At 62.7% G+C, this 22,564-nt stretch carries 23 protein-coding genes, 1 tRNA gene and 1 pseudogene; 17 read left to right on the top strand and 8 right to left on the bottom strand.

The window, feature by feature from the left end; all coding sequences use genetic code 11:
* Window positions 1-32: 32 nt before the first annotated feature.
* Window positions 33-508: pseudogene (locus tag LB571_RS21005) on the top strand (DUF6882 domain-containing protein).
* Between the two features lie 105 nt (window positions 509-613).
* Here the strand turns inward: LB571_RS21005 and LB571_RS21000 are convergent.
* The gene (locus LB571_RS21000) at window positions 614-1,084 is read right to left on the bottom strand and encodes a BA14K family protein (protein WP_224597631.1); all 471 of its coding nucleotides are present in this window, start codon (window positions 1,082-1,084) and stop codon (window positions 614-616) included.
* Between the two features lie 256 nt (window positions 1,085-1,340).
* Between LB571_RS21000 and LB571_RS20995 the strand changes: the two genes are divergently transcribed.
* Window positions 1,341-1,416, top strand: a tRNA-Lys gene (locus LB571_RS20995).
* A gap of 63 nt (window positions 1,417-1,479) precedes the next feature.
* Here the strand turns inward: LB571_RS20995 and LB571_RS20990 are convergent.
* Window positions 1,480-1,926: a hypothetical protein gene (locus LB571_RS20990; protein WP_224527789.1), complete on the bottom strand. Its 447-nt coding sequence runs from the start codon at window positions 1,924-1,926 to the stop codon at window positions 1,480-1,482.
* Window positions 1,927-2,143: 217 nt separating this feature from the next.
* Between LB571_RS20990 and LB571_RS20985 the strand changes: the two genes are divergently transcribed.
* The 5 genes from LB571_RS20985 to LB571_RS20965 all read left to right on the top strand — a co-directional run bounded on the left by LB571_RS20985 (window position 2,144) and on the right by LB571_RS20965 (window position 8,307).
* Window positions 2,144-3,205, top strand: coding sequence for a glycosyltransferase family 4 protein (locus LB571_RS20985; RefSeq protein ID WP_015317742.1), 1,062 nt, complete (start codon window positions 2,144-2,146; stop codon window positions 3,203-3,205).
* 45 nt (window positions 3,206-3,250) lie between these two features.
* Window positions 3,251-5,413 (top strand): amylo-alpha-1,6-glucosidase, encoded by a 2,163-nt coding sequence (locus LB571_RS20980; RefSeq protein ID WP_140616516.1) that lies wholly within the window; start codon window positions 3,251-3,253, stop codon window positions 5,411-5,413.
* A 106-nt stretch (window positions 5,414-5,519) separates the two neighbouring features.
* The gene (locus LB571_RS20975; protein ID WP_224597711.1) at window positions 5,520-7,295 is read left to right on the top strand and encodes a trehalose-6-phosphate synthase; all 1,776 of its coding nucleotides are present in this window, start codon (window positions 5,520-5,522) and stop codon (window positions 7,293-7,295) included.
* The gene (otsB, locus tag LB571_RS20970; protein ID WP_140664179.1) at window positions 7,295-8,095 is read left to right on the top strand and encodes a trehalose-phosphatase; all 801 of its coding nucleotides are present in this window, start codon (window positions 7,295-7,297) and stop codon (window positions 8,093-8,095) included. The genes LB571_RS20975 and otsB overlap by 1 nt, the downstream gene beginning before the upstream one ends.
* Entirely contained in the window at window positions 8,095-8,307 is a 213-nt protein-coding gene (locus LB571_RS20965) for a hypothetical protein (protein WP_015317746.1), read from the top strand. Before otsB ends, LB571_RS20965 begins: the two co-directional genes overlap by 1 nt.
* Before the next feature lie 6 nt (window positions 8,308-8,313).
* Here the strand turns inward: LB571_RS20965 and dprA are convergent, their stop codons facing one another.
* From dprA to LB571_RS20945, 4 genes are read right to left on the bottom strand one after another with little or no spacing between them, the layout of a single operon-like run.
* The gene (gene dprA, locus LB571_RS20960; RefSeq protein ID WP_224597627.1) at window positions 8,314-9,447 is read right to left on the bottom strand and encodes a DNA-processing protein DprA; all 1,134 of its coding nucleotides are present in this window, start codon (window positions 9,445-9,447) and stop codon (window positions 8,314-8,316) included.
* Window positions 9,444-10,031 carry a glycerol-3-phosphate 1-O-acyltransferase PlsY gene (gene plsY, locus LB571_RS20955; RefSeq protein ID WP_224597624.1) on the bottom strand — a complete coding sequence of 196 codons (588 nt, stop codon included), beginning with the start codon at window positions 10,029-10,031 and terminating at the stop codon, window positions 9,444-9,446. Before plsY ends, dprA begins: the two co-directional genes overlap by 4 nt.
* Before the next feature lie 53 nt (window positions 10,032-10,084).
* Window positions 10,085-11,371 (bottom strand): dihydroorotase, encoded by a 1,287-nt coding sequence (locus LB571_RS20950; protein ID WP_224597622.1) that lies wholly within the window; start codon window positions 11,369-11,371, stop codon window positions 10,085-10,087.
* Window positions 11,368-12,363 carry an aspartate carbamoyltransferase catalytic subunit gene (locus LB571_RS20945; protein ID WP_224597619.1) on the bottom strand — a complete coding sequence of 332 codons (996 nt, stop codon included), beginning with the start codon at window positions 12,361-12,363 and terminating at the stop codon, window positions 11,368-11,370. The genes LB571_RS20950 and LB571_RS20945 overlap by 4 nt, the downstream gene beginning before the upstream one ends.
* A 218-nt stretch (window positions 12,364-12,581) precedes the next feature.
* Between LB571_RS20945 and LB571_RS20940 the strand changes: the two genes are divergently transcribed.
* The 3 genes from LB571_RS20940 to LB571_RS20930 all read left to right on the top strand — a co-directional run bounded on the left by LB571_RS20940 (window position 12,582) and on the right by LB571_RS20930 (window position 15,238).
* Entirely contained in the window at window positions 12,582-14,210 is a 1,629-nt protein-coding gene (locus tag LB571_RS20940) for a DNA alkylation response protein (RefSeq protein WP_015317751.1), read from the top strand.
* 138 nt (window positions 14,211-14,348) lie between these two features.
* Window positions 14,349-14,897 carry a hypothetical protein gene (locus tag LB571_RS20935; protein ID WP_015317752.1) on the top strand — a complete coding sequence of 183 codons (549 nt, stop codon included), beginning with the start codon at window positions 14,349-14,351 and terminating at the stop codon, window positions 14,895-14,897.
* Window positions 14,897-15,238, top strand: a complete 342-nt coding sequence (locus tag LB571_RS20930; RefSeq protein WP_015317753.1) for a DUF6105 family protein — start codon at window positions 14,897-14,899, stop codon at window positions 15,236-15,238. Before LB571_RS20935 ends, LB571_RS20930 begins: the two co-directional genes overlap by 1 nt.
* Here LB571_RS20930 and ruvX read toward each other — a convergent pair.
* Window positions 15,156-15,662 carry a Holliday junction resolvase RuvX gene (gene ruvX, locus LB571_RS20925; RefSeq protein WP_015317754.1) on the bottom strand — a complete coding sequence of 169 codons (507 nt, stop codon included), beginning with the start codon at window positions 15,660-15,662 and terminating at the stop codon, window positions 15,156-15,158. The genes LB571_RS20930 and ruvX overlap by 83 nt on opposite strands.
* 124 nt (window positions 15,663-15,786) lie before the next feature.
* Between ruvX and LB571_RS20920 the strand changes: the two genes are divergently transcribed.
* From LB571_RS20920 to LB571_RS20895, 6 genes are all read left to right on the top strand, one after another.
* On the top strand, window positions 15,787-16,494 hold the full coding sequence (locus LB571_RS20920) for a metal-dependent hydrolase (protein WP_015317755.1): 708 nt from the start codon (window positions 15,787-15,789) through the stop codon (window positions 16,492-16,494).
* 23 nt (window positions 16,495-16,517) lie between these two features.
* Window positions 16,518-16,934 (top strand): hypothetical protein, encoded by a 417-nt coding sequence (locus LB571_RS20915; protein WP_140616363.1) that lies wholly within the window; start codon window positions 16,518-16,520, stop codon window positions 16,932-16,934.
* An 87-nt stretch (window positions 16,935-17,021) separates the two neighbouring features.
* On the top strand, window positions 17,022-17,309 hold the full coding sequence (gene gatC, locus LB571_RS20910; RefSeq protein WP_224597617.1) for an Asp-tRNA(Asn)/Glu-tRNA(Gln) amidotransferase subunit GatC: 288 nt from the start codon (window positions 17,022-17,024) through the stop codon (window positions 17,307-17,309).
* Window positions 17,310-17,352: 43 nt separating this feature from the next.
* A complete protein-coding gene (locus tag LB571_RS20905) occupies window positions 17,353-17,808 on the top strand; it encodes a GNAT family N-acetyltransferase (RefSeq protein WP_140616365.1) in 456 nt (151 codons plus the stop codon).
* Window positions 17,808-19,373: an amidase gene (locus LB571_RS20900; protein ID WP_140616367.1), complete on the top strand. Its 1,566-nt coding sequence runs from the start codon at window positions 17,808-17,810 to the stop codon at window positions 19,371-19,373. Before LB571_RS20905 ends, LB571_RS20900 begins: the two co-directional genes overlap by 1 nt.
* 78 nt (window positions 19,374-19,451) lie before the next feature.
* The gene (locus tag LB571_RS20895) at window positions 19,452-20,249 is read left to right on the top strand and encodes a YdcF family protein (RefSeq protein WP_015317760.1); all 798 of its coding nucleotides are present in this window, start codon (window positions 19,452-19,454) and stop codon (window positions 20,247-20,249) included.
* On the opposite strand, the gene LB571_RS20890 is transcribed toward LB571_RS20895, so the two are convergent.
* Entirely contained in the window at window positions 20,222-20,938 is a 717-nt protein-coding gene (locus tag LB571_RS20890; protein ID WP_224597708.1) for a DUF599 domain-containing protein, read from the bottom strand. The two genes, LB571_RS20895 and LB571_RS20890, sit on opposite strands and share 28 nt — an antisense overlap.
* A gap of 175 nt (window positions 20,939-21,113) precedes the next feature.
* Here LB571_RS20890 and LB571_RS20885 point away from each other — a divergent pair, with 175 nt between their 5' ends.
* Window positions 21,114-22,517, top strand: coding sequence for an L-serine ammonia-lyase (locus LB571_RS20885; protein WP_140824593.1), 1,404 nt, complete (start codon window positions 21,114-21,116; stop codon window positions 22,515-22,517).
* Window positions 22,518-22,564 lie beyond the last annotated feature (47 nt).

The raw sequence follows: 22,564 nt of genomic DNA, 5'->3' as shown, positions 1-22,564 counted from the left end.
TCGCCTTGAGGTGAGGGCTTGGCGAGGGGGAAATGACGCCGGGATGGTATAGCAACTGGTGCGCGGAGGCATTCGAACAGCTTACCGCGAAGAACGCCCGTCTGGAGAAGGATTTCCACTTGGGGCACTGGCCGCGCTATGACTACGACCTGACAACGGGGAAGCTGCTGTTTTCACAGGAAGGGAAGGTCGCGGTCGTCGCCGAAATCCAGATCGCAGGTTCCACGAGCACAATGGCTGGCAACTGGCTGTGGGCCTGGGCGAACTCCAACCTGCCGACGAACTCCTTGCGGACGCAAAGCAGGTCCGATCCTTCGGGGAACAGAACGGCATCGACGAGCTGGCGCAGGCTTACGTGGTCGATACCGACGACGACCTCGAAGCACTCGGATGGGAACTCAGCGGGGCTATGGTACGGATTTGCGACGCTGTTGGAGCGTACCGCTCTCCCCGCGGCAAAGGTGGCGGTCTTTACCTGGTTATCAAGAGCCTGAGCTGGGCCAGCTGACAAACGCGACCACTGCCAACCATGTTAGGATAGACGCGACAAGGCCCGCGTCTTCTACACGCGGGCCTTTACTCACCATTACCAGCTACTGATACTCAATACGGATCAGTAAGGGGAGCGGCACTCCCGACGAGGACCATTGTTCGGCTGGAAGGTGTTGTCGGAAGCGCGGTAGCTCCGATAATGATCGTAGCACCACTGAACGTGCGAGTTGCCTTCATAGACGCGGTTGTTCTCGTTGTTGACAATCGCGCCGGTGATCAGCGCGCCAGTCGCGAAGGCGGCCAGCGGGAACCAGTAGTCGCCATGACGGCGATAGCCGCGGCGATATTCACGATAGCCGCGATGCCCGTTCCAATACATGTCACCGTTGCGGCTAAAGCTTCGATTGCGCGAGAAATTGCGGTCGAAGGAGCGGTTTCTCCTCCACTCCCGGTATTGCACCGTCTGCACATCCGGCGCTGCCGCCTGGGAGAGTGGCACGTAGTTGGGCTGGGCGTTGACCGGCGCCACCTCCGCCGCGACGAATGTCGCCGAAAGGGTGGCGGCAAGCAGGCCCGTTGTAATTCTATTCATTGGTATTCTCCTCGAGGTTTGGCGAACGTCCCTTTGGCAAAAAACGACAGTGCGTCGGATTTGTTCCGCCGTGTAGGCAGCCGTTCCCGCACCGAAACCCAAACCGCCGGACTGCTCGCCAGAACCCGGGGGAACAAGCAAGAGGCGGCGAATTAGGGCAAAGAGCAGGTTTGGAACCCATCTTTTCCGGTTGACCGGTCGCGGCACTCTCCCTATGTTCCGCGCAATTTCGAGGGCGGCCTTTTCGAGCCCGCGGGAGCGCGTAGCTCAGCCGGTAGAGCAACTGACTTTTAATCAGTAGGTCATGGGTTCGAATCCCATCGCGCTCACCATCGTCAAATGACATGTCAGCGCTTTTGATTTGCCCATGTATCCTTGCGGCGCTCAACGACCGTTCAGACGCCTCCTGACAGGTGCACGTCCAGAACGGCGGCTTTCTTGGCGATCAGTCCTGTCAGATCCGCGTCGGATCGCTTGGTGCCGGTCCGTTCGCGCAGCAACGAGATGACCGCGCTCATCGAAAGCTGGGCAGTGCGATCGCTCAGGATAGCGTCCACCGCGCCGGCAACATCCGGGGTCTCCGTCGGTGCTCGCATGATCGGTTCCTTTCTGTTCAGGTCGGCCTCGGCGCCGTTGGCCGGTCCCCGCACGCCACGGTCGAAGATGACGGCCAGGCCGTTCTTCACGGCGAGGGCGGCGACCATGTCGTCGAGGTCGTGATCGGAAAGCGCTGGCTCCGAAGGATCGGGCTTCAGGGTTCTGCGGATCACTCGGGCAGCCTGATCAGTCGACACAAAGCCAAAATGCCGTTTTCTGGCCTCGACATATTGCTCGATGATCATGCTCAGGCGCCGCGCTGCGATATCCCTGGGTTGCTGCATCTGGGCCTCCTTCGGCTGCCGCAAGCGCAAGGTCGACAGCACCAGAAGGAAATAGGGCGGCGGATCTACTCAAACAGGGGACGGATCGATCATTCGACGCATCTTGCGCTGATATAGGAACGATCCGGGCCTTGATGCATTTTGGCTCTATGACCAGCTCATTGAGGGACGCCGGGACATGAAGATTGCCCATGTCGCACCACTCTACGAATCGGTGCCGCCACGACTTTACGGGGGTACCGAGCGTATCATCTCGTATCTTACCGAAGCTCTCGTCGATCTCGGCCACGAGGTGACGTTGTTTGCCAGCGGCGACACGAAGAGCTCCGCCAAACTGGTGCCATGCCGCGAAAGGGCGCTTCGTCTCGATCCGCGTCCGCTGAAGTCCGAGATCGCGGCACATTTGTCGATGCTCGACGAAGTGCGCAAACGGGCCGACGACTTCGACGTCGTGCATTTCCATCTGAGCCATTTCCTGCATTTCCCGTTTTTCCGTGATATGCCGCAGCGCACGGTGACAACGCCGCATGGCAGGCTGGATTACGCGGACCTCGCGCAAGCCTATGACCGGTTCCCGCGGTTCCCCATGATTTCCATATCCCGCAGCCAGCGGGCGCGGTTCGCATCCGCGAACTGGCTGGCGACGATCCATCACGGGCTGCCGCTTGACCTTTATGAGGCCGATTTCGAGGCCGGTTCGGACGGTACCTACCTTGCTTTTCTCGGCAGAATGTCACGCGACAAGCGGCCGGACCGGGCAATCGAGATTGCCCGCCGAACCGGCCTGAAACTGAAGCTCGCCGCCAAGGTCGGCGATGGCGACCGCGCCTATTTCGAGGAAGTCGTGCAGCCGCTGATCGATGGCGACCGGGTCGAGTATGTCGGCGAGATTGGTGAGGACCAGAAGGCCCGGTTTCTGGGCAATGCGGCCGCCTTGCTGTTTCCCATCGACTGGCCTGAACCCTTCGGGCTTGCGGTGATCGAGGCCATGGCGTGCGGAACCCCGGTCATGGCTTGGAGTTGCGGCGCTATGCCCGAGATCATCGATCATGGGGTCACTGGCTTTGTCGTCGAAACCATCGAAGATGCCGTCGCCTCGATGCCGGCTCTCCTGCAACTCGACAGGCGACGAATAAGAACGGCCTTCGAAAGGCGGTTTTCGGCCGATAGAATGGCCAGGGATTATGTCGAGGCCTATTCGCGGCTGACCACCGGCCACGAAGAGAGCAGGGCCTCATAGATCTTCAACCCGTTCGGAAACCAGCACGGGACAATCTTCTTGACCATTACCCAACTCGACGAGCGCAAGCTCGATCCTGCGATAGCACTGGCTTCCCTGGACGAAACCGCGCCCAGGGAGCCGCATCGGCTTTACGCTCTCAAGCATGGCGATTGCTTTGCCGTCGCCGACGCCTATGGCGACATACGTGGCGCCGGCGACGGCTTCTTCCGCGACGACACGCGCGTGCTCTCCGAATTTCGCCTGACGGTTGGCGGACGATCGTTGTCGCTGCTGGGCGCATCGCTCAGCCAGGACAACGTCCTGTTCACCAGCAACCTGACCAATCTGCCGATCGAGAGCGCCGCGGGCCGCCAGATTCCGCAGGGCGCGATCCATATCGAGCGGGTCAGGCTTCTGTGGCAGGAAAGGCTATATGAACGCATCACGCTCTCGAACTATAGCCGGGAGCATTCGACGGTCTTGGTGTCACTGCGCTTCGGTGTTGATTTTCGCGACATGTTCGAAGTCCGGGGCTCGACCCGCTCCAAGCGCGGTACCGCGCACACGGCCGAGATCGACCAGAGTTCGGTCGTGCTCCGCTACGAAGGGCTGGACAAGGTCGTGCGGACCTCGGCCATTTCGTTTTCACAGCCCCCGGATCAACTGACCTCCGAGCGGGCGGATTTCTTCATTGCCGTCACCAAGCGCAGCCGCCAGACGCTGTATGTGGAGGTGGGGAGCAAGACAACGGCCCGCCCGCAAAGTGAACGTTTCCGGGCCGCGGCGGCGCGCGCCCGTTTCGGCATGCGCGCCAAGCGCCGGCATGGGGCAACGCTGCACAGTTCAGGCCGCGTCTTCAATGATTGGATGGAACGGGCGCGTGCCGATGTGGCATTGCTCACCACGGAACTGGCGACCGGGCCTTACCCATATGCCGGGATCCCGTGGTTCTCCACCGCCTTCGGCCGCGACGGCGTGATTTCAGCTCTGCAGATGCTTTGGCTCAATCCCGGCCTGGCTCGTGGCGTGCTTGCCTTTCTCGCCCAGCACCAGGCGACCGAAACCTCTCCCTTCAGCGATTCCGAGCCCGGCAAGATCATGCACGAGACCCGCAAGGGCGAGATGGCGGCGCTGAGCGAGTTGCCGTTCGGCCGCTACTATGGCGGCGTCGATACGACGCCCCTCTACATCCATCTCGCCTGCGCCTATGCGGACCGCACGGGAGACACGGCTTTCATCGATGGCCTTTGGCCATCGCTGTGCGCCGCCGCCGAGTGGATCGAGACAGCGAGCCGTTCGACAGGGTTTCTTACCTATCAGCGCGCCGCGGAATCCGGCCTTGCCAACCAGGGATGGAAGGACAGCTTCGATTCCGTCTTCCATGCCGACGGCCGCATTCCGAAAGGGCCGATCGCGCTGGTCGAGGTGCAGGGTTACGTCTTTGCAGCATTTCGGGGATTGGCAAAGCTGGCACGGCTGCGCGGCGAAGAGGAGCGGGCGGAGAATTGGGAGCTGCGCGCCGATGCCATTCGCCAACAAGTCGAACGCCATTTCTGGATCGAAGAGCTTGGCTACTATGCGCTGGCGATCGATGGCGATGGCCAGCCTTGCAAGGTGCGCACGTCCAATGCGGGTCACCTGCTCTATGTCGGCCTTCCCAATCCGGATCGCGCACGCATGGTCGCCGACCAGCTGCTGTCGGCTTCGTTCCATTCCGGCTGGGGGCTGAGAACGCTGGCGGACGATGCGATCTTCTTCAATCCGATGTCCTATCATAACGGATCCATCTGGCCGCACGACACCGCGATCTGCGCCGCCGGGCTGGCGCGATACGGCATCCGCGACAGCGTGGTGCGGTTGATGAGCGGGACCTTCGAATCCGCGGTTCATTTCAACATGCGGCTACCCGAACTGTTCTGCGGGTTCACGCGCTCGGCCGGCGAGGCGCCGATTGCCTATCCGGTGGCTTGCCTGCCGCAGGCCTGGTCCGCGGGCTCCGCCTTCATGCTCATGCAGGCCTGCCTCGGCCTACAGATCGACGGTTGGACGAACGAGATTCACGTGACCCGGCCGCACTTGCCGATCGGCATCGACAATCTTGTCATTCGCCATCTCTCGGTGGGACATGTGGCGGTGGACCTGACGTTTCAGCGCGTGGGGGATCGTGTCGGTGCCTTCCTTGCGGATGCGCATGAAGGATTGGTGCCACTGGTGGTCAAGAGCTGAAAAATCGGAACCATCACGGGTGCGGAACGTTGGATCAGCACGCCAAGGATGCTGGAGTTCCTGTCGGTGGATCTGCCGCGTCCCATTGAAAGGTAATCAATTCGAAATGCCCGACAACAGTTCGTACCTGGTCGTACCCTCGGCCGCACTGTGGCTCTTCGTTCTCGTAATTGTCGGTATCTCATGCGTCGCGCTCGCGGTGGTGCTGTCACGGGCGCGCCGGGCCAGAAACATGAAGCTCGCCCGTCTCGAAGCAGGATCCGTTCGCAGCCCATTGCCGGAGTTCGAAAAGAACGGGCAATCTGCGGCCGCCGCCCTCGTCCAATGGTCGCCGGAAACGTTGCGTCACATTCTGGCGAAGGAACTTCCCGATGCACAGGTGATCGTGGTGTCAAATCGCGAACCCTACATCCATAACCGCAACGGCGACGGCATCCAGCTGGTCGTACCCGCCAGCGGGCTGGTCTCCGCCCTGGAGCCGATCACGCGCGCCTGTGCGGGCACATGGATCGCCTATGGCGGCGGTTCGGCCGATGCGCTGGTGGTCGACGAAAACGACCGCGTCGAAGTGCCGCCCGAAAACCCTTCCTATACGTTGCGCCGTGTCTGGCTGAGCGAGGAAGAACAGCAAGGCTATTATCTCGGCTTTGCCAATGAGGGGCTTTGGCCGCTGTGCCACATAGCCTTCACCCGACCGATATTCCGTGCGTCCGACTGGGAGGCCTACGAGGCGGTCAACCGCAAATTCGCCGACACCGTCGTCGCGGAGGCACGTAACGAGCGACCCATCGTGCTGGTCCAGGACTACCATTTCGCCCTGTTGCCGCGGATGATCCGGGAGCGCCTGCCGGAAGCCATCATCATCACCTTCTGGCACATTCCATGGCCGAATTCCGAGGTGTTCAGCATCTGCCCATGGCGCGAGAAGATCCTAGAAGGATTGTTGGGCAGTTCGATCGTCGGCTTTCACACCCAGTTCCATTGCAACAACTTCATCGACAGCGTCGACCGCTTCCTGGAGAGCAGGATCGAGCGCGAGGATTCCGCCATCTCCTATGGCGGCCAGATCAGCCTGGTTCACGCGTATCCGATTTCAATCGAATGGGAGCCGGCGCGACAGGCCCAGCTGCCCGAGGTGGCGCAATGCCGTCGGCATGTTCGTGAAAAATTCGGGCTGGCGGACGATGTCAGGCTGTGTGTCGGCGTCGAACGTCTCGACTACACGAAGGGCATCCTCGATCGCTTTACCGCACTCGACGAGCTGCTGAGGCTCCATCCGGAATGGATTGGCAAGGTCGCCTTCCTGCAGATCGCGGCACCCAGTCGCGGCACCTTGCCCGCATACCAACAGTTGCATGAAGAGTGTCTGCGTCAAGCCGATGATCTCAACCGGCGCTATGGCCGCGACGGCTACACTCCCGTCCTGATGGTCACGGAACATCATTCGCAGGAACAGGTCTACGAAATCTACCGGGCCGCCGACGTTTGCTTGGTCACGAGCCTGCATGACGGCATGAACCTGGTGGCCAAGGAGTTCGTCGCGGCGCGCAATGACGAACAGGGGGTCCTGCTGCTCAGCATGTTCGCCGGCGCTTCCAAGGAATTGCTGGAAGCGCTGATCGTCAATCCCTACGACGCCACAATGATGGGCGACGCCTTGTTGCAGGCTTTGACGATGTCGTCGGAAGAGCAGCGGCAGCGCATGCAAAGGATGCGTGAGGTCGTTCGCGACAATAATGTCTACCGGTGGGCAGGCAGCATGCTTCTCGATGCCGCGCGCCTGCGCAAACGCGTTGCGGTCGATCGCGCCGTCGGCGCCGCCCCGACCTCATCGGGCAACGTGATCTCGCTGCTCGATCGCAGACGGGTGGCGGCGCTGTGATGTCGCTTCTGCCAAAGCTGCCCGCGCCTGAGCTCCCAACAGGGCCGTGGGCCTTGTTCCTGGACATTGACGGCACGCTTCTCGAACACGCCGCGCATCCCGATGCGGTGGTTGTCGGCGATGAATTGCGTACGCTGCTGGCGAGGCTCGAATTGCAATTGGATGGAGCTCTGGCGTTCATCACGGGACGATCGATCGCCGCGGTCGACCATCTTTTCCAGCCGCTCAGATTGCGCGCCGCCGGGCTGTATGGGCTTGAGCACAGGCTCATCCGCGACGGCCCGGTCGAGGCAGCGGGAGAGCCGGCCGACATTGCGGCACTTGCCGAGGAAATCGAAGCGGAGCTGGGCAGTTCGGACGTTTATATCGAGCGCAAGGGACCGATCCTGGCAGTCCACACGCGCGCGGCACCGCAACTGTTGCGGCGCGCGACGCAACTGGTCGAACAGGCGTTGGGCAGGTTGCCTACGGGATATCGGGTGCTGGCCGGCAATGCCGGCGTTGAATTGATGCCGCTGGAGGCAGCAAAGGGAGCCGCCATCAGGCGCTTTCTGGATCTGCCGGCTTTCGAGGGGCGGCGGCCGGTGTTTCTGGGCGACGACACATCCGACGAAAATGGTTTCGAGGCCGTGAACGAGATGGACGGCATGTCGATCCGCATCAAACCGCACGGACCGACAGCGGCGCGCCATGTGCTTGCCGACGTCGGGGAGGCTTTGGCTTGGCTGGGTGCGGTGAGCCAGCGTAATTTGGGTGGATCGACCGGCCTGGTCCATCCCTTCAATCGAAGGAGTCCGTGATGACCCAATTCACCAGTCTCATCTTGGAGATCATGCCTGCTTGGCTACGCCGGCGGTCGCTGCCGAATACGCACGAGACCCAGCCGAGTTTCGATCCGTCGCGCCCGCAGGACGCGGATGAGGTCTGGCGCCAGTTTGTTCAAAAGGATCTCTTTGACGCCAACATGCAGGATTACGACGAGACCGGAGATAGAAAGACCAGCCGCCACTGAGGGCGGTCAGCCTTCCCCGAAAACAAGCGAAACATTTCCACCGGCGTGACGCTCGAGGCGGCCGGCAAGGTCGAGTTCAAGCAGCACCATGAAGACCTGGGCGGGATGCAGGCCGGTGTGGCGGATGATCTCGTCGATCGGCACCGGTGTCGGCCCCAGCGCCTCGATCACCTTGGCCCGGTCGCTCTCCCCTGGTGGCGGTGTGGCCGAAAAGTCGGGCGGGTCCTCAAACGGCGGCAGATCAGGCGCCCGCATGCCGGTCAGCGGAAGGATCGCCCTGGAAATGTCCGAAGCTTCGGTGACCAGCGTGGCGCCGTCCTTGAGCAGACCGTTGGTACCGGCCGCGCGCGGATCGAGCGGGGAGCCGGGTACCGCAAAGACCAACCGGCCCATCTCGCCGGCAAGCCTGGCGCTGATCAGCGAGCCTGAGCGCTGTGCTGCCTCAACCACCACCAGCCCAAGAGCGGCGCCCGCGACAAGGCGGTTGCGGCGCGGGAAATCCTGGGCACACGGCTGCCAGCCGAACGGCATTTCCGAGATGATGGCGCCACGCTCCGCAATGTCATCGCACAGACCGGCATTTTCGGGCGGGTAGGGCAGGTCGAGCCCACCGGCGAGCACGCCGACCGTACCGGTCAAGAGACTGCCCTGATGCGCCGCCGTGTCGATGCCACGTGCCAGGCCGGAGACGATGCCGTAGCCGTCTCGTCCGAGATCGGCTGCCAGCATGCGCGCCATCTTGATGCCGGCAAGCGATGCGTTGCGGGCGCCGACTATCGCGACACCCGGCAACCGGAACACCGCGGCATTGCCCCTGACCGCCAGCATCGGCGGCGGATTGTCCATGCTGCGCAACAGCGGCGGATAGTCCGCCTCCCCAATACCGACAAAGCGTGCTCCAACTCGCCGCGCGGCCTCCATCTCGGCCTCGGCCTCGGCAAGGGAAGGAATGCGCACGATCCGGTTGGCGCCGCCGGAAATCATCAGTTCCGGCAGCATTTCCAACGCGACTTCGGCCGAACCGAAACGGTTGATCAGGTCGCGAAAGGAGGCAGGGCCGACATTCTGGGTGCGGATCAGCCGCAGCCAGCTCAGCCGCTGGCGATCGGTGAGACGCGGCCCGGCGGCCGGTTCGCTCACTCCTTGGCTCCGATCTTGCCTTCGGAGCCGGCAATCAGTCGCGAAATGTTTTCTCGGTGCTTGATGAAGACAATGATGCTCATCACCACGAACAGAATGGCTATCTGCGGCGTGCTCAGGAAATAAAGCGCGATCGGTACCACCACGGCAGCAGCCAGCGCCGCCAGCGATGAGTAGCGGAAGAGGAAAGCCATCACCAACCATACGACAGCGAAGATCAATGCGACTTGCCAGGCAAGGCCGACCAGCACGCCGAGATAAGTGGCGACGCCCTTGCCACCCTTGAAGCCGAGCCATGCCGGGAACAGGTGGCCCAGAAAGGCGCCGAGACCAGCCCAGATCGCGGCTTCAGGCGCGAAATGGCTTGCTATCAGCACGGCGGCCGTGCCTTTCAGCGCATCGAGCAGCAAAGTCGCGGCGGCAAGCCCCTTGTTGCCGGTGCGCAGCACATTGGTGGCGCCGATATTGCCTGAACCGATCTTGCGCACATCGCCAAGGCCGGCCGCGCGGGTAAGCAGCAGGCCGAACGGAATCGAGCCCAGCAGATAGCCGAACACCAGCGCCAGGATTGGGCCGTAAGTCATTGTTCCCCCCGCGTTCCCCCAACCATGCCTGAAGTCGCATGGCTACCGCCGGCTCAGGCAGAAAATATTGTGCGGCCCGCCACCAGCGTTTGCAAGACCTTGCCTTGCAGCCGTGCGCCTTCGAAGCAGGTGTTTTTCGAGCGCGAGCGGATACCGCTTTCGCTGACTATCCAGGGTTCATCGAGGTCGACAAGCGCGAGATCGGCGACGGCGCCTGGCTTCAGCGTGCCGCCGGCCAATCCAAACAGCCTCGCCGGCGCGGTGGACAAGGTTTCGATCAGCCTGAGCAGGGGCACGTCGCCATTGTGGTAGAGGCGCAAGGCCGCGCCCAGCAGGGTTTCGAGGCCAATGGCACCGGCCGCGGCGTCGGCGAAGGGCAGGCGCTTGGTATCGACGTCCTGCGGATCGTGCGAGGAGACGATGACATCGACCGTTCCGTCCTTGACCGCATCGATCATCGCCAACCGGTCCTCCTCGGCCCGCAGCGGCGGCGTCAGGCGGAAGAAGGTGCGGTACTCGCCAACGTCGTTTTCATTGAGAGACAGATTGTGGATCGACACGCCAGACGTCACTGCCGCGCTGTCGGCCTTCGCACGCGCCACGGCGCTTGCCGCCATTGCCGTCGAGATCTTCGCGGCGTGGTACGAACCTTGCGTCAGCCGCGCCAGCGCGAGGTCACGCTCGAGCGGGATGGATTCGGCTTCACGTGGAATGCCGGAGAGGCCGAGCCAACTGGCATACAGGCCTTCGTTCATGACGCCCGACGACCCAAGATCGGCATCCTGCGTTTCATGGACGATGGTGGCGCCGAAATCGCGCGCATAGGTTAGCGCGCGATGCATCACCAGCGCGCTCGATATGGTATGCCTGCCATCGGTGAAGGCGACCGCGCCCGCCTCGCGCAGCAGCCCGAACTCCGTCATTTCGCGTCCGTGGAGGCCCTTGGTGATGGCGGCGGCCGGAAAGATATTGACGACGGCCGTGTCCTTGGCGGTGCGCAGCACGAATTCGACCAGCGCCACATTGTCTATCACCGGATCGGTGTCTGGCATCATCACGATGGACGTGACGCCGCCGGCCGCCGCGGCGACACTTGCCGAAGCGATGGTTTCGCGATGCTCGCCGCCGGGCTCGCCGATGAAGACCCGACCATCGATCAGGCCGGGGATGATCGCCTTGCCGCTGCAGTCGATCGCCGTAGCGCCGTCGGGGACGCCGTGGTTCAGCGCCGCCTTGCCCGCGGCAACGATTTTCCTGCCTTCGACTATGACGGAGCCAACTTCATCAAGGCCGCGTGACGGATCGACGATGCGGGCGCGTTCAAAGACCGTGATGCTCATGCGCCGCGGCCTTCTTGATTGCGGCCCTCTTGATTGCGGCCCTCTTGATTGCGGCGAGAATCGAGCAGCGCTTCCATCACCGCCATGCGCACGGCGACGCCCATTTCCACCTGCTCCTGGATGACGCTTTGCGGGCCGTCGGCGATTTCGGACGCGATCTCGACACCGCGGTTCATCGGGCCAGGATGCATGACAAGCGCGTCGTCCTTGGCGGCCTTCAGTTTCTCAGCGTCTAGACCAAAATAGCGGAAATATTCGCGCACCGATGGCACGAAGGCTCCTTCCATGCGCTCGCGCTGCAAGCGCAACATCATCACCACATCCGCGTCCTTCAGGCCCTCCGCCATCGAGCGGCAGACGATCACGCCCATCCTGTCGATGCCCGAGGGCAACAGCGTCGAGGGCGCCACCACCCGTATTTGTGCGCCGAGTGCGTTGAGCAGCATGATGTTGGAGCGCGCGACACGCGAATGCAGGATGTCGCCGCAGATCGCCACGATCAGCTTCGACAGCGCACCCTTGGCGCGGCGGATGGTGAGTGCGTCGAGCAGCGCCTGTGTCGGGTGTTCATGGGCGCCGTCGCCGGCATTGACCACCGAGCAGCCGACCTTCTGCGCCAGGAGGGCCGCCGCGCCCGCCGACTGATGGCGGATGATCAATATGTCAGGCCGCATGGCGTTGAGCGTCATCGCGGTGTCGATGAGCGTTTCGCCCTTCTTTACCGAGGAACTCGCCACCGACATGTTCATGACATCGGCGCCAAGCCGCTTTCCGGCCAGCTCGAACGAGGATTGCGTGCGGGTCGAGGCTTCGTAGAAGAGATTGATCTGGGTGCGGCCGCGCAGCGTCGAGGTCTTTTTTTCGGACTGGCGCGAGATCGCGACCGCCCGATCCGCCCTGTCGAGCAAAAGCTCGATGTCGGCGGGCGAAAGGTCGCTGATGCCCAGAAGATGGCGGTGAGGGTAGAGTGGCAGGGACGAAGCGTCGGTCATCTCAAGGGGCTGCTATAGGGTGCGGATTTCGCGCCCGCAAGCACCCGCTTTGGATTGACGCCGTTCTCCTCAATTTTTTCGTGTAGATAGCCGATTAGATCGGCCGGTATTTTCGTCGCGCGCGCAGCAACGCTTGGCTATATCTAAGCCGACGGCCTCGGATTCGAGGCTTTCCGACAATAGGGCCTTTCTAGAAGGATCGGCTAGAAGGATTGGGCGTGACCGACGACGTAACGAACCAGCCGCCGCCGCTGACGGGCGGCAACGCTTGGCGAGGCGATCCGTTGCTGATCCAGCTTGCCGAGCGCTTTTCCGATCCGGTGCGCAAGGATCTCGACGGGCTCGGCCGTTTCGTGCTGACGCAAGAAGCGCAGGAACTGGCGCGCCTCGCCAATGTCGAGACGCCGAAACTCAGGACGCATGATCGCCAGGGACGGCGCATCGACCTGGTCGAATTCCATCCCGCCTACCACGCCTTGATGCGCCGCTCGGTGGCCAACGGCCTGCATTCCTCGGTCTGGGAAAATGGCGACGCCGAGATCGGCCGCCGCCATCAGGTGCGCGCCGCCCGTTTTTACCTGACGGCGGAACTCGAGACCGGGCATCTCTGCCCCATCACCATGACCAGCGCCTCGCTGGCGGCATTGATGGCCAGCCCAAAACTGTTTCGCGAATGGGCGCCGCGCGTGACGACGCGCAAATACGACCAGAGCCAGAAGCCACCCGTCGAAAAGACCGGACTGACGCTCGGCATGGGCATGACCGAGAAACAGGGCGGGACCGATGTGCGTGCCAATGTGACCCGGGCGGAACGCGTCGGCAGCGGCTTCTACCGCCTGACGGGACATAAATGGTTCATGTCGGCGCCGATGTCGGACGCCTTCCTGGTGCTGGCACAGGCGCCGGAGGGACTGTCCTGCTTCCTGGTGCCGCGCGTGCTCGGCGACGGGTCTGGCAACGGCTTTCGCTTCCAGCGGCTGAAGGACAAGCTCGGCAATCGCTCGAACGCGTCTTCCGAGGTTGAATTCGTCAACGCCATCGGGGAGATGGTCGGCGAACCCGGCGCCGGCGTCAAGACGATCATGGACATGGTGACGCTGACCCGGCTCGACTGCGCGGTGGCGTCTTCGGCGATCATGCGGGCGGGGCTGGCCGAAGCGATCCATCATGCCCGCCATCGCCAGGTGTTCGGTTCGACCTTGATCGAGCAGCCGTTGATGCAGCGCGTGCTGGCCGACATGGCGCTCGATGTTGCCGCGGCGACCGCGCTGTCGTTCCGGCTGGCGCGTTCCTTCGACGAGGCGGCGAGCGATCGCGGCGAGGCGGCGTTCGCCCGCGCCATGACGCCGGTCGTCAAATACTGGGTCTGCAAGATCGCGCCACCGCTGCTTTACGAGGCGATGGAGTGCCTTGGCGGCAATGGCTATGTCGAGGAAGCTCCGCTCGCCCGTTATTACCGCGAAGCGCCTGTCAACGCGATCTGGGAAGGGTCGGGCAATGTCATGGCGCTCGACGTGCTGCGCGTGCTTGGCCGCGCGCCGGGGCTTTTCGAAGAAGTATTGACCGGCATCGATCGCGACCTCGGCGCCGGCGGGCGCGGCACGATCGGCGTTCTGAAGGCGGCCATGCAGGTCGCTTCGACCGACGAGGGCTCGGCCCGGCTGCTGACGGAACAGCTTGCGCTCTCTGCGGCGGCCGCCGAGTTGCGTCGGCTCGGGGCAGGGCGGATCGCCGATGCCTTCGTCGAGACGCGGCTCGCGGGCCAGTGGCGCAATACCTACGGCATGCTCGATTCGCGCCACGACGCGCGCATGATCATCGATACGCTCTATCCGCCGGTGAATTGACGGAGATGCCTTTCATGTTTGAGCGGCGGTGCCGGAATCCCCACTGACCTCGCCGTCGCCGTTAACCTTAACAAATGGTTTCCGTTGCGGCGGCGAACCGCAAAGCCCACTGTCAATCCTGTCGAAGCAGGAATCACGATGCGACACGTACTGACCTCCTTTCTGTCCGTGCACTGGGCGATCGTTTTTGCCCTGCTTGCGGTGATCTGTATCGATGGAAATCGAGGTGTGACGGCGGCTCTCGGCGTACTCGGCGTGACCGTCGAGAGCGCCCAGTTTGTCAATCTGGAGAACATCGTCGTGGTCGCTCCGCTGGCGATCGCGTTGCTGGTCGTGGCGGTGCTGTTCTTCTGGGCCTTTGTCGATACACTGATCAACGACGCGTCCAGCCCCGGCGCCGACAGCGTCGTTCGCATCGCCTTCATTTCCGCTTCCGGGGTGATGTCGATGATCCTGATCGGCGGTGCGGCCCAAGGCATCAACGGCCTGTTCATGGTGGTCGCAGTGCAACTGGCCGCACTTCTGGTCTCCTATGTCGCAATGCTTGCCGAACGGCGTTCGGTAGCTGCGCTGGATGAGGAGGATTTCCACGCCACGGCGCACAGCATGGCGAAAGCCGCGGCGCACAATTCGCTGCTCTCCATGATATCGGGACGGACCGGCCCGAACGGGAAGGGAGGCCGCTGATGCGCTACATCTTCGCGTTGTGGGCCGCGCCGATGGCGCTGTTTTGGGGCTGGTTCTACCTGTCGCTCAACGACATGAATTTCGGCTATGTGATGCTCAGCCGGCAGCTGCACGATTTCGTGTTCCAGCTCTACGGTCAGATGCTCGGCATCGACCCCGCAACCATCCCGGGCATGGTGGCAAAAGCCTGCGTGTTCGATGGCTTGCTGCTCGTGGCGATATGGGTGTTTCGCAGGCGTCGCGAGATATTGGGCTGGGTCAGGCGTCGCTGGACGGGTCCGGTCCCGTTCGATCGGCTGCATCGAGTGACTGAAGCCGGTCTAAAACTCCCTGCAGAATAAAGGCGGCCGCCGCCGAATCGATCTTGCCGGCGCGTTTGGCGCGCGAGAAATCCATCTCTATCAGCGTCCGTTCGGCCGCGACGGTCGACAGCCGCTCATCCCAGAATACGAAGGGCAGGTCGCTTAGCCGCGCCATGTTGCGCACGAAGGCGCGCGATTTCTGTGCGCGCGGACCTTCCGATCCATCCATGTTGATCGGCAATCCGATCGCCACCGCACCGACATTCTCTTTCGTCAGCAATGCCAGAAGGACGGCGGCGTCGAGCGAGAATTTCCGCCGGATGATGACTGGACGCGGATGAGCGAAGGAGAACCCCCGATCGGAAACCGCCACGCCGATCGTCTTGTCGCCGAGATCGAGCCCCGCCAAGGTCCTGCCGTTGGCGAGCCGTGCCGGCAATTGCTCAATCGTGATGACGGTCAACGGCTTTCCCTCGTTTTTTCGACAGCACGCGTCCTTTCGGATGCCCGGCGGACACTATACCCTTTGATCTCAAGGCTATCGGCGTTCTATCCTTTGGCTCGGGAAAAATCGAGGAAATGCATTCATGAAACTGACCTGGTATGGCCACTCGGCCTTCCGCATCGAAACCGGTGACGCGAAAATCCTCATCGACCCCTATCTGATCGGCAACCCGTCCTGGACGGACGGGTGGGAAGGACCGGCCGAAGGGATCACGCATGTTCTTTTGACGCACGGGCACAGCGACCACATCAGCGGCGCGCTGGAAGTGCTCGGCAAGAGCGGCGCGCAACTGGTCGCCAATTTCGAGATCTGCATGTACCTTGTCGGCAGGGGCGTCAGCGACAAGAAGATCAATCCCGGCAACATTGGCGGCACGGTCGATTGCGGCGGTTTCACCTCCACTTTCGTTCAGGCGCTGCATTCGTCCTCCTTTGGCGAAGAGGGCGGCAAGAACGTCTATCTCGGCAATCCGGGTGGGCTGGTCCTGCATTTCCCGGAAGACCAGACGCTCTACCACATGGGTGACACCGACATCTTTTCCGACATGGCGCTGATCAATGAATTGCACGAGCCAAAGATTGGCATCGTTCCGATCGGCGATCGCTTCACCATGGGCGGTGCGGTGGCGGCCCTTGCCTGCCGCCGCTTCTTCAAGTTCGAAACGGTGGTCCCTTGCCATTTCGGCACGTTTCCAATGATCGACCCGACGCCCGAGAAGTTCGAAGCCGGGCTGGAAGGATCTGGGGTCAAGCTTGCATTGCCGAAGATTGGTGAAACGATTACCATCTAGAACAGCCAAAGCGGAACAAATCCATGGCATTAGGGCGATCTCTTTGCGTATCGATGTTTGTCGCGGCGTCGCCCGCGCTTGCTGCGGATGACTTCATCGAAGGTGTCTATCTCCAGTCGGAGGAACTCTGTACCCAAGCCAAAAAGGATACGCTGCAGACGCTGATCGATGCCGGCAACATCGTTCTTTCGAAGAACGGCCTGCAAGGCGTCGAATACAATTGCGAATTCGTTCAGGTCAGCAAGGCGACACGCTCGCCGAGCTGGGCTGTGACGGCGATCTGCCAGGAGCCGGGCTATGTCTTTCCTGACGTCCTGTCGGTGACGCAGATGAACCCGACGCAGGTCGATCTCGTGTCGGCCCGGCCGATCGACGATGAAAGCGAGGCGAGCGGCAACAGCGGCAGCTACTATCTGTGCGAGGGCATTGCCCTGCCATGAGGTTGTTGCCCGATTGTCGGGCGGCACATGTTGCGCGTCGCGCGCCGCGCCGCTATAGCCCGGACTGGTTTTCCCCGAGGCAAATACATGTCCGTTGATGTCAAGACAGTGAAGCGCGTGGCGCATCTCGCCCGCATCGCGGTGAGCGAGGAAGATGCCGAGCGTATGACCGGCGAGTTGAATGCCATACTGGGCTTCATCGAGCAGTTGAACGAGGTCGATGTTTCCGGCGTCGAGCCAATGACGTCGGTGACGCCGATGGAAATGAAGAAGCGCGGCGATGTCGTCACCGACGGCAACAAGGCGGCCGACATCGTCGCCAACGCGCCCGCGACCGACGAGAATTTCTTCCTCGTGCCGAAGGTCGTGGAGTAAGGCACCGATGGCTTCGTGCCGAAGGTCGTGGAGTAAGGCACCGATGGCTATCGAGATCGCCATCGAAACGCCGCTGCAGGACGACGTGCGCGGCTTGGTCGCGGAACTCAACGCGACCTTGCTCGAACTGACGCCGCCGGAGCACTGCTACCACCTGACGGTCGAGCAGATGGCAGGCAAGGACACGACGGTTTTCATCGCTCGCGACAACGGCGTCGCCATTGGTTGTGGTGCACTCAAGCGCCATGACGATGCCATTGGCGAGGTCAAGCGTATGTACACGAGGCCTTCGCATCGTGGCCGCAAGATTGGCGCTGGAATCGTCCAACGGGTCGAGGCGCTGGCGCGCGATGAAGGGTTGAAGCGGCTGGTGCTGGAGACCGGCGATCGCCATCCCGCCGCCTGGACCGTCTATGAACGCGCCGGGTTCTCGCGCTGCGGCCCGGTGCTGGACTATCCCGATTCCGAGTGGTCGGTGTTTTACGAAAAGAGCCTTTGATGAGCGACCTGACCCATCTGACGATTTCGCAGGCCCGCGCCAAGCTGCGCGCCAAGGAAATCACCGCGACCGAGATCACCGAAGCCTATCTCTTGGCGATCGATCGCGCCAATCCGGCGCTCAATGCCTATGTGGCGGTGACCGGCGACAAGGCGCGCGACATGGCCAAGACGTCGGATGCCAGGCTGCTCAAGGGCGAGGGCGGTGCGCTGGAAGGCATTCCGCTCGGGATCAAGGACCTGTTCGGTACCGAAGGCGTCCACACCCAGGCCTGCAGCCACGTGCTCGACGGCTTCAAGCCGCGCTATGAATCAACGGTCACGTCCAACCTGTGGGCCGACGGCGCCGTCATGCTGGGCAAGCTCAACATGGACGAATTCGCCATGGGCTCGTCCAACGAGACCTCCTACTACGGCCCGGTCATCAACCCGTGGCGGCGTTCGCGCCTCGATACGGTGGTGATGCCGACGACGCATCAGGGTGATGGCGGCTTCGTCTCGGCAGGTGGCACGAAAACCCAGCGTAGCCTCGACAATGCGCAGCTGGTGCCGGGTGGTTCTTCCGGTGGTTCGGCGACCGCCGTGTCGGCCTTCCTGTGTGCAGGCGCAACCGCCACCGACACCGGCGGTTCGATCCGCCAGCCAGCCGCGTTCACCGGGACCGTCGGCATCAAGCCGACCTATGGCCGCTGCTCGCGCTGGGGCATCGTCGCCTTCGCCTCGTCGCTCGATCAGGCCGGACCGATCGCCCGCGACGTGCGCGACGCCGCCATTCTTCTGAAATCCATGGCGTCGGTCGATCCCAAGGACACCACGTCCGTCAACCGGCCGGTGCCGGACTACGAGGCGGCGATCGGCAAGCCGATCAAGGGCATGAAAGTCGGCATTCCCAAGGAATACCGTGTCGACGGCATGCCGGAAGAGATCGAGGCGTTGTGGCAGAAGGGCATTGCCTGGCTCAAGGACGCGGGCGCCGAAATCGTCGACATCTCCCTGCCGCACACCAAATACGCGCTGCCGGCCTATTACATCGTGGCGCCCGCGGAAGCTTCTTCCAACCTCGCCCGCTATGACGGCGTCCGCTACGGCTTGCGCGTGCCGGGCAAGGACATCGTCGAGATGTATGAGAAGACCCGCGCCGCCGGCTTCGGCCGCGAGGTCAAGCGCCGCATCATGATCGGCACCTATGTGCTGTCGGCCGGCTACTATGACGCCTACTACCTGCAGGCTCAGAAGGTGCGCAACCTGATCAAGCGCGACTTCGAAAATGTCTTCGCCGCCGGCGTCGATGTCATCCTGACACCTGCGACGCCGTCCGCTGCCTTCGGCATTGCCGACGAGGACATGGCCGCCGATCCGGTCAAGATGTACCTCAACGATATTTTCACGGTCACCGTGAACATGGCCGGCCTGCCCGGCATCGCAGTGCCCGCCGGCCTCGACCCCAAGGGGCTGCCGCTCGGCCTGCAATTGATCGGCAGGCCATTCGAGGAAGAGACGCTGTTCCAGACCGCCGCCGTCATCGAGCAGGCGGCCGGCACATTCCAGCCGGAGAAGTGGTGGTAAGGGTATCGCTCGCCTGACGCATGGTCCTGAAAATCGCGATCGATTTTGGACAGCCTTGCGGGCTGTAATGAGTGAGCGATGTTCTACTATCTTTCCAAGATATTCTGGTTCTTCATCCAGCCGCTCAACCTGACGATCTTCCTGCTTTTGGCAGGCCTGCTCGCCGGGATGGCCGGCCGGCGGCGACTTGCCGTCAGCGGCGGCGTGCTGGCGTTTCTGATCCTTGCGCTGTCGGCGTGGACGTCACTTGGAGCGATGATGCTCAATCCGCTGGAGGAACGCTTTCCCAGGCCGCCGCTGCCGGAGAAGGTAGACGGCATCGTCGTGCTCGGCGGCGGCTTCGAGGGCGCTATCAACCTTGTGCGCGGCGGCTATGAATTGAACAGCAGCGGCGATCGCATGGTTGAGACCGCGATCCTCGCCAGGCGTTTCCCGCAGGCAAAGGTGGTGGTCTCCGGTGGAAACGGTTCACTGTTCTTCGACGGCGAAGGTGATGCCGACACCGCGCCGCGCCTGCTCGAGGCGCTGGGTGTCCCGGCCGACCAGCTGCTCCTCGAAGACAAATCCCGCAACACTTACGAGAACGCGGTCTTCAGCCGCGAACTGGTCAAGCCCAAACCTGGCGAGACATGGCTTTTGGTGACATCAGCCTTTCACATGCCGCGCGCCAAGGCCCTGTTCGACAAGGCAGGTTTTCCAACTGTCCAATGGCCGGTCGACTATCGCACCTCGGGTCGGGAAGGCATCGGCTTGTTTCGCGACAACGCGGCCGATTCACTGCAGAACACGACCATCGCGGTTCGCGAATGGATCGGGCTTTTCGCCTATTGGCTTTCCGGCCGCATCGATCAGCCGTTTCCGACGCCCGGCGGCTGACCGATCACCGCGCGCCGCGCCGCGGAGAAGAACTGCCGCCGTACCAGGACGGCCAGCAGCAGAAGCGTCGACAGCACGAACACCAGGGGATCGACGAACCAGCCGAGATAGCCGATCGAGAAGAACACGCCGCGCAGGCCAGAGTTGAAATGCTTGCCGGCCAGCATGTTCATTTGCGTCGCGCGCCACACGGCCGTTTGCGTGAGGGGATTGCGCGAGGCCTCGCCATGCGGGATCGGCACGGCGCCGATCAGGATCGAACAGTAGTTGAACAGCCTATAGGCCCAGCCGAATTTGAAGAAGGAAAAGGCCAGGATCAGCACCAGTCCCACCACCTTGATCTGAAAGGCCGAGCGCGACGGCGCGCCGCCCAAGGGCAGGGTGCTCAGCACCTCAAGCACCCGGTCCGACGCGCCAAGCAGGGCGAAGCAGCCGCCGAGCGCGATCAGCGAACTGGAGGCGAAGAAGGCGGTTCCCTGCTGCAGGCCGCTCATGATGGCGGTGTCGACGATGCGGATCTCGCGCTCGGCCATGGTGCGCATCCAGGCCTCGCGTTGCGCATTCATGGCGGTGGTCAGCGACACGCGGCTGACCAGGTGGCCGTCCGAGGCGAGCGTGTGCAGCACCCATGCGAGGAGGAAAAAGCTCAGCGCCGCGAGATCGGCCGTCGAAAGATAGGAATCGCCTATGGCGCCGAATCTACCATATTCGGCCCGGTTGCTTCGATGACCTTGCACGGCGCGTTGCACTCGATGTCGCTGCCGGAGCAAACAAGGTCGGCAGGTGCTGCGCCGCGATTGTCAAAAGAGCGGAAACATCCCGGGAATTCCTATATGTAATCCTCGACGTGACCCAGGAGACAGCGTGTTCCTTTCGGTTTTCGACCTGTTCAAGATCGGCATCGGCCCTTCGAGCTCGCACACGATGGGACCGATGACGGCTGCGCGCCGCTTTCTCGACGAGGTCGCGGGCGACGACTGGCCGCGTCCCGCCGGCGCCAAGGTCGACCGCATCGGCGCCAGCCTGCATGGCTCGCTCGCCTATACCGGCATCGGCCATGGCAGCGACCGTGCCGTCATTCTCGGCCTTGCCGGCCAGACGCCACAAACGGTCGACCCCGACCGAGCCGACGACATTGTCAGCCGCATCACCGCCGACAAGCTGGTTTCACCGCCCGGCCACCCCTCCTACCATTTCGATCCGGCCACCGATCTGGTTCTCGACCGCAAGACGCCGCTCACCGGCCATGCCAACGGCATGGCGTTCTACGCTTACGACGCCGGCGGCCGGTTGCTGCTCAAACGCATCTACTATTCGATCGGCGGCGGCTTCGTGGTTTCGGAAGAAGAGCTGCAACGGATGAAGTCGAAGGGCTCGGTCACAACCGAGGGCAAGAAAGTGCCGTATCCCTTCAAGAATGCGGTCGAGATGCTGAAGATGGCGGCCAGGAGCGGCCTTTCCATTGCCGAAATGAAGCGCGTCAACGAGGAGACGCAGATGTCGCGCGAGGCGCTCGACACCGGCCTCGACGCGATATGGGACGCCATGAAGGGCTGCATCGACCGCGGCCTGTCGCAGGACGGCATCATGCCAGGCGGGCTCAAGGTGCGCCGCCGCGCCAGACAGCTCCATGACAAGCTGCAGGAGCAGTGGCAGCAGAACCGGCCGAACCCGCTGCTCGCCAATGACTGGCTGTCGATCTATGCGATGGCGGTCAACGAGGAGAATGCGGCCGGCGGGCGTGTCGTCACCGCGCCGACCAATGGTGCCGCCGGCACGCTGCCGGCGGTGCTGCGCTACTGGCTGCATTTCCATCCCGAGGCCGACCAGCCGAGCATTCGCGACTTCCTGCTGACGGCAGCGGCCGTCGGCGGCATCATCAAGTCCAATGCGTCGATATCGGGCGCCGAGGTAGGCTGCCAGGGCGAGGTCGGTTCCGCCTCGGCGATGGCTGCGGCCGGCCTGTGCGCGGTCATGGGCGGCACGCCCGAGCAGGTCGAGAATGCTGCCGAAATCGCGCTCGAACATCATCTCGGCATGACTTGCGACCCGGTCGGCGGGCTGGTCCAGGTGCCCTGCATCGAGCGCAACGCATTGGGTGCCGTCAAGGCGGTGACGGCCGCGTCACTGGCCATCAAAGGCGACGGCGTGCATTTCGTGCCGCTCGATGCAGCGATCGAGACGATGCGCCAGACCGGCCTCGACATGAACGAGAAGTACAAGGAAACCAGCCTTGGCGGCCTGGCGGTCAATGTCGTTGAGTGTTGAGGGCTGGCCCAAGCCGGCACTGTGGAGAAGTCCGTCAGGCCGTTGAC

The sequence above is a fragment of the Mesorhizobium sp. BR1-1-4 genome, assembly GCF_020165375.1.
Classification (GTDB): domain Bacteria; phylum Pseudomonadota; class Alphaproteobacteria; order Rhizobiales; family Rhizobiaceae; genus Mesorhizobium; species Mesorhizobium australicum.
Note: the sequence above shows the minus strand (reverse complement) of the source record. Positions and strands in the feature narration are given on the sequence as shown.

What these genes read in the sequence shown, in the direction of transcription:
- otsB (WP_140664179.1), top strand. Translation starts at nt 7,295, where the DNA reads ATGTCGCTTCTGCCAAAGCTGCCCGCGCCTGAGCTCCCAACAGGGCCG.
- gatC (WP_224597617.1), top strand. Translation starts at nt 17,022, where the DNA reads ATGTCCGTTGATGTCAAGACAGTGAAGCGCGTGGCGCATCTCGCCCGC.
- LB571_RS20975 (WP_224597711.1), top strand. Translation starts at nt 5,520, where the DNA reads ATGCCCGACAACAGTTCGTACCTGGTCGTACCCTCGGCCGCACTGTGG.
- LB571_RS20915 (WP_140616363.1), top strand. Translation starts at nt 16,518, where the DNA reads ATGGCATTAGGGCGATCTCTTTGCGTATCGATGTTTGTCGCGGCGTCG.
- LB571_RS20895 (WP_015317760.1), top strand. Translation starts at nt 19,452, where the DNA reads ATGTTCTACTATCTTTCCAAGATATTCTGGTTCTTCATCCAGCCGCTC.
- LB571_RS20900 (WP_140616367.1), top strand. Translation starts at nt 17,808, where the DNA reads ATGAGCGACCTGACCCATCTGACGATTTCGCAGGCCCGCGCCAAGCTG.
- LB571_RS20985 (WP_015317742.1), top strand. Translation starts at nt 2,144, where the DNA reads ATGAAGATTGCCCATGTCGCACCACTCTACGAATCGGTGCCGCCACGA.
- LB571_RS20945 (WP_224597619.1), bottom strand. Translation starts at nt 12,363, where the DNA reads ATGACCGACGCTTCGTCCCTGCCACTCTACCCTCACCGCCATCTTCTG.
- LB571_RS20930 (WP_015317753.1), top strand. Translation starts at nt 14,897, where the DNA reads ATGCGCTACATCTTCGCGTTGTGGGCCGCGCCGATGGCGCTGTTTTGG.
- LB571_RS20990 (WP_224527789.1), bottom strand. Translation starts at nt 1,926, where the DNA reads ATGATCATCGAGCAATATGTCGAGGCCAGAAAACGGCATTTTGGCTTT.
- LB571_RS20965 (WP_015317746.1), top strand. Translation starts at nt 8,095, where the DNA reads ATGACCCAATTCACCAGTCTCATCTTGGAGATCATGCCTGCTTGGCTA.
- LB571_RS20920 (WP_015317755.1), top strand. Translation starts at nt 15,787, where the DNA reads ATGAAACTGACCTGGTATGGCCACTCGGCCTTCCGCATCGAAACCGGT.
- LB571_RS20950 (WP_224597622.1), bottom strand. Translation starts at nt 11,371, where the DNA reads ATGAGCATCACGGTCTTTGAACGCGCCCGCATCGTCGATCCGTCACGC.
- LB571_RS20935 (WP_015317752.1), top strand. Translation starts at nt 14,349, where the DNA reads ATGCGACACGTACTGACCTCCTTTCTGTCCGTGCACTGGGCGATCGTT.
- plsY (WP_224597624.1), bottom strand. Translation starts at nt 10,031, where the DNA reads ATGACTTACGGCCCAATCCTGGCGCTGGTGTTCGGCTATCTGCTGGGC.
- LB571_RS20905 (WP_140616365.1), top strand. Translation starts at nt 17,353, where the DNA reads ATGGCTATCGAGATCGCCATCGAAACGCCGCTGCAGGACGACGTGCGC.
- LB571_RS21000 (WP_224597631.1), bottom strand. Translation starts at nt 1,084, where the DNA reads ATGAATAGAATTACAACGGGCCTGCTTGCCGCCACCCTTTCGGCGACA.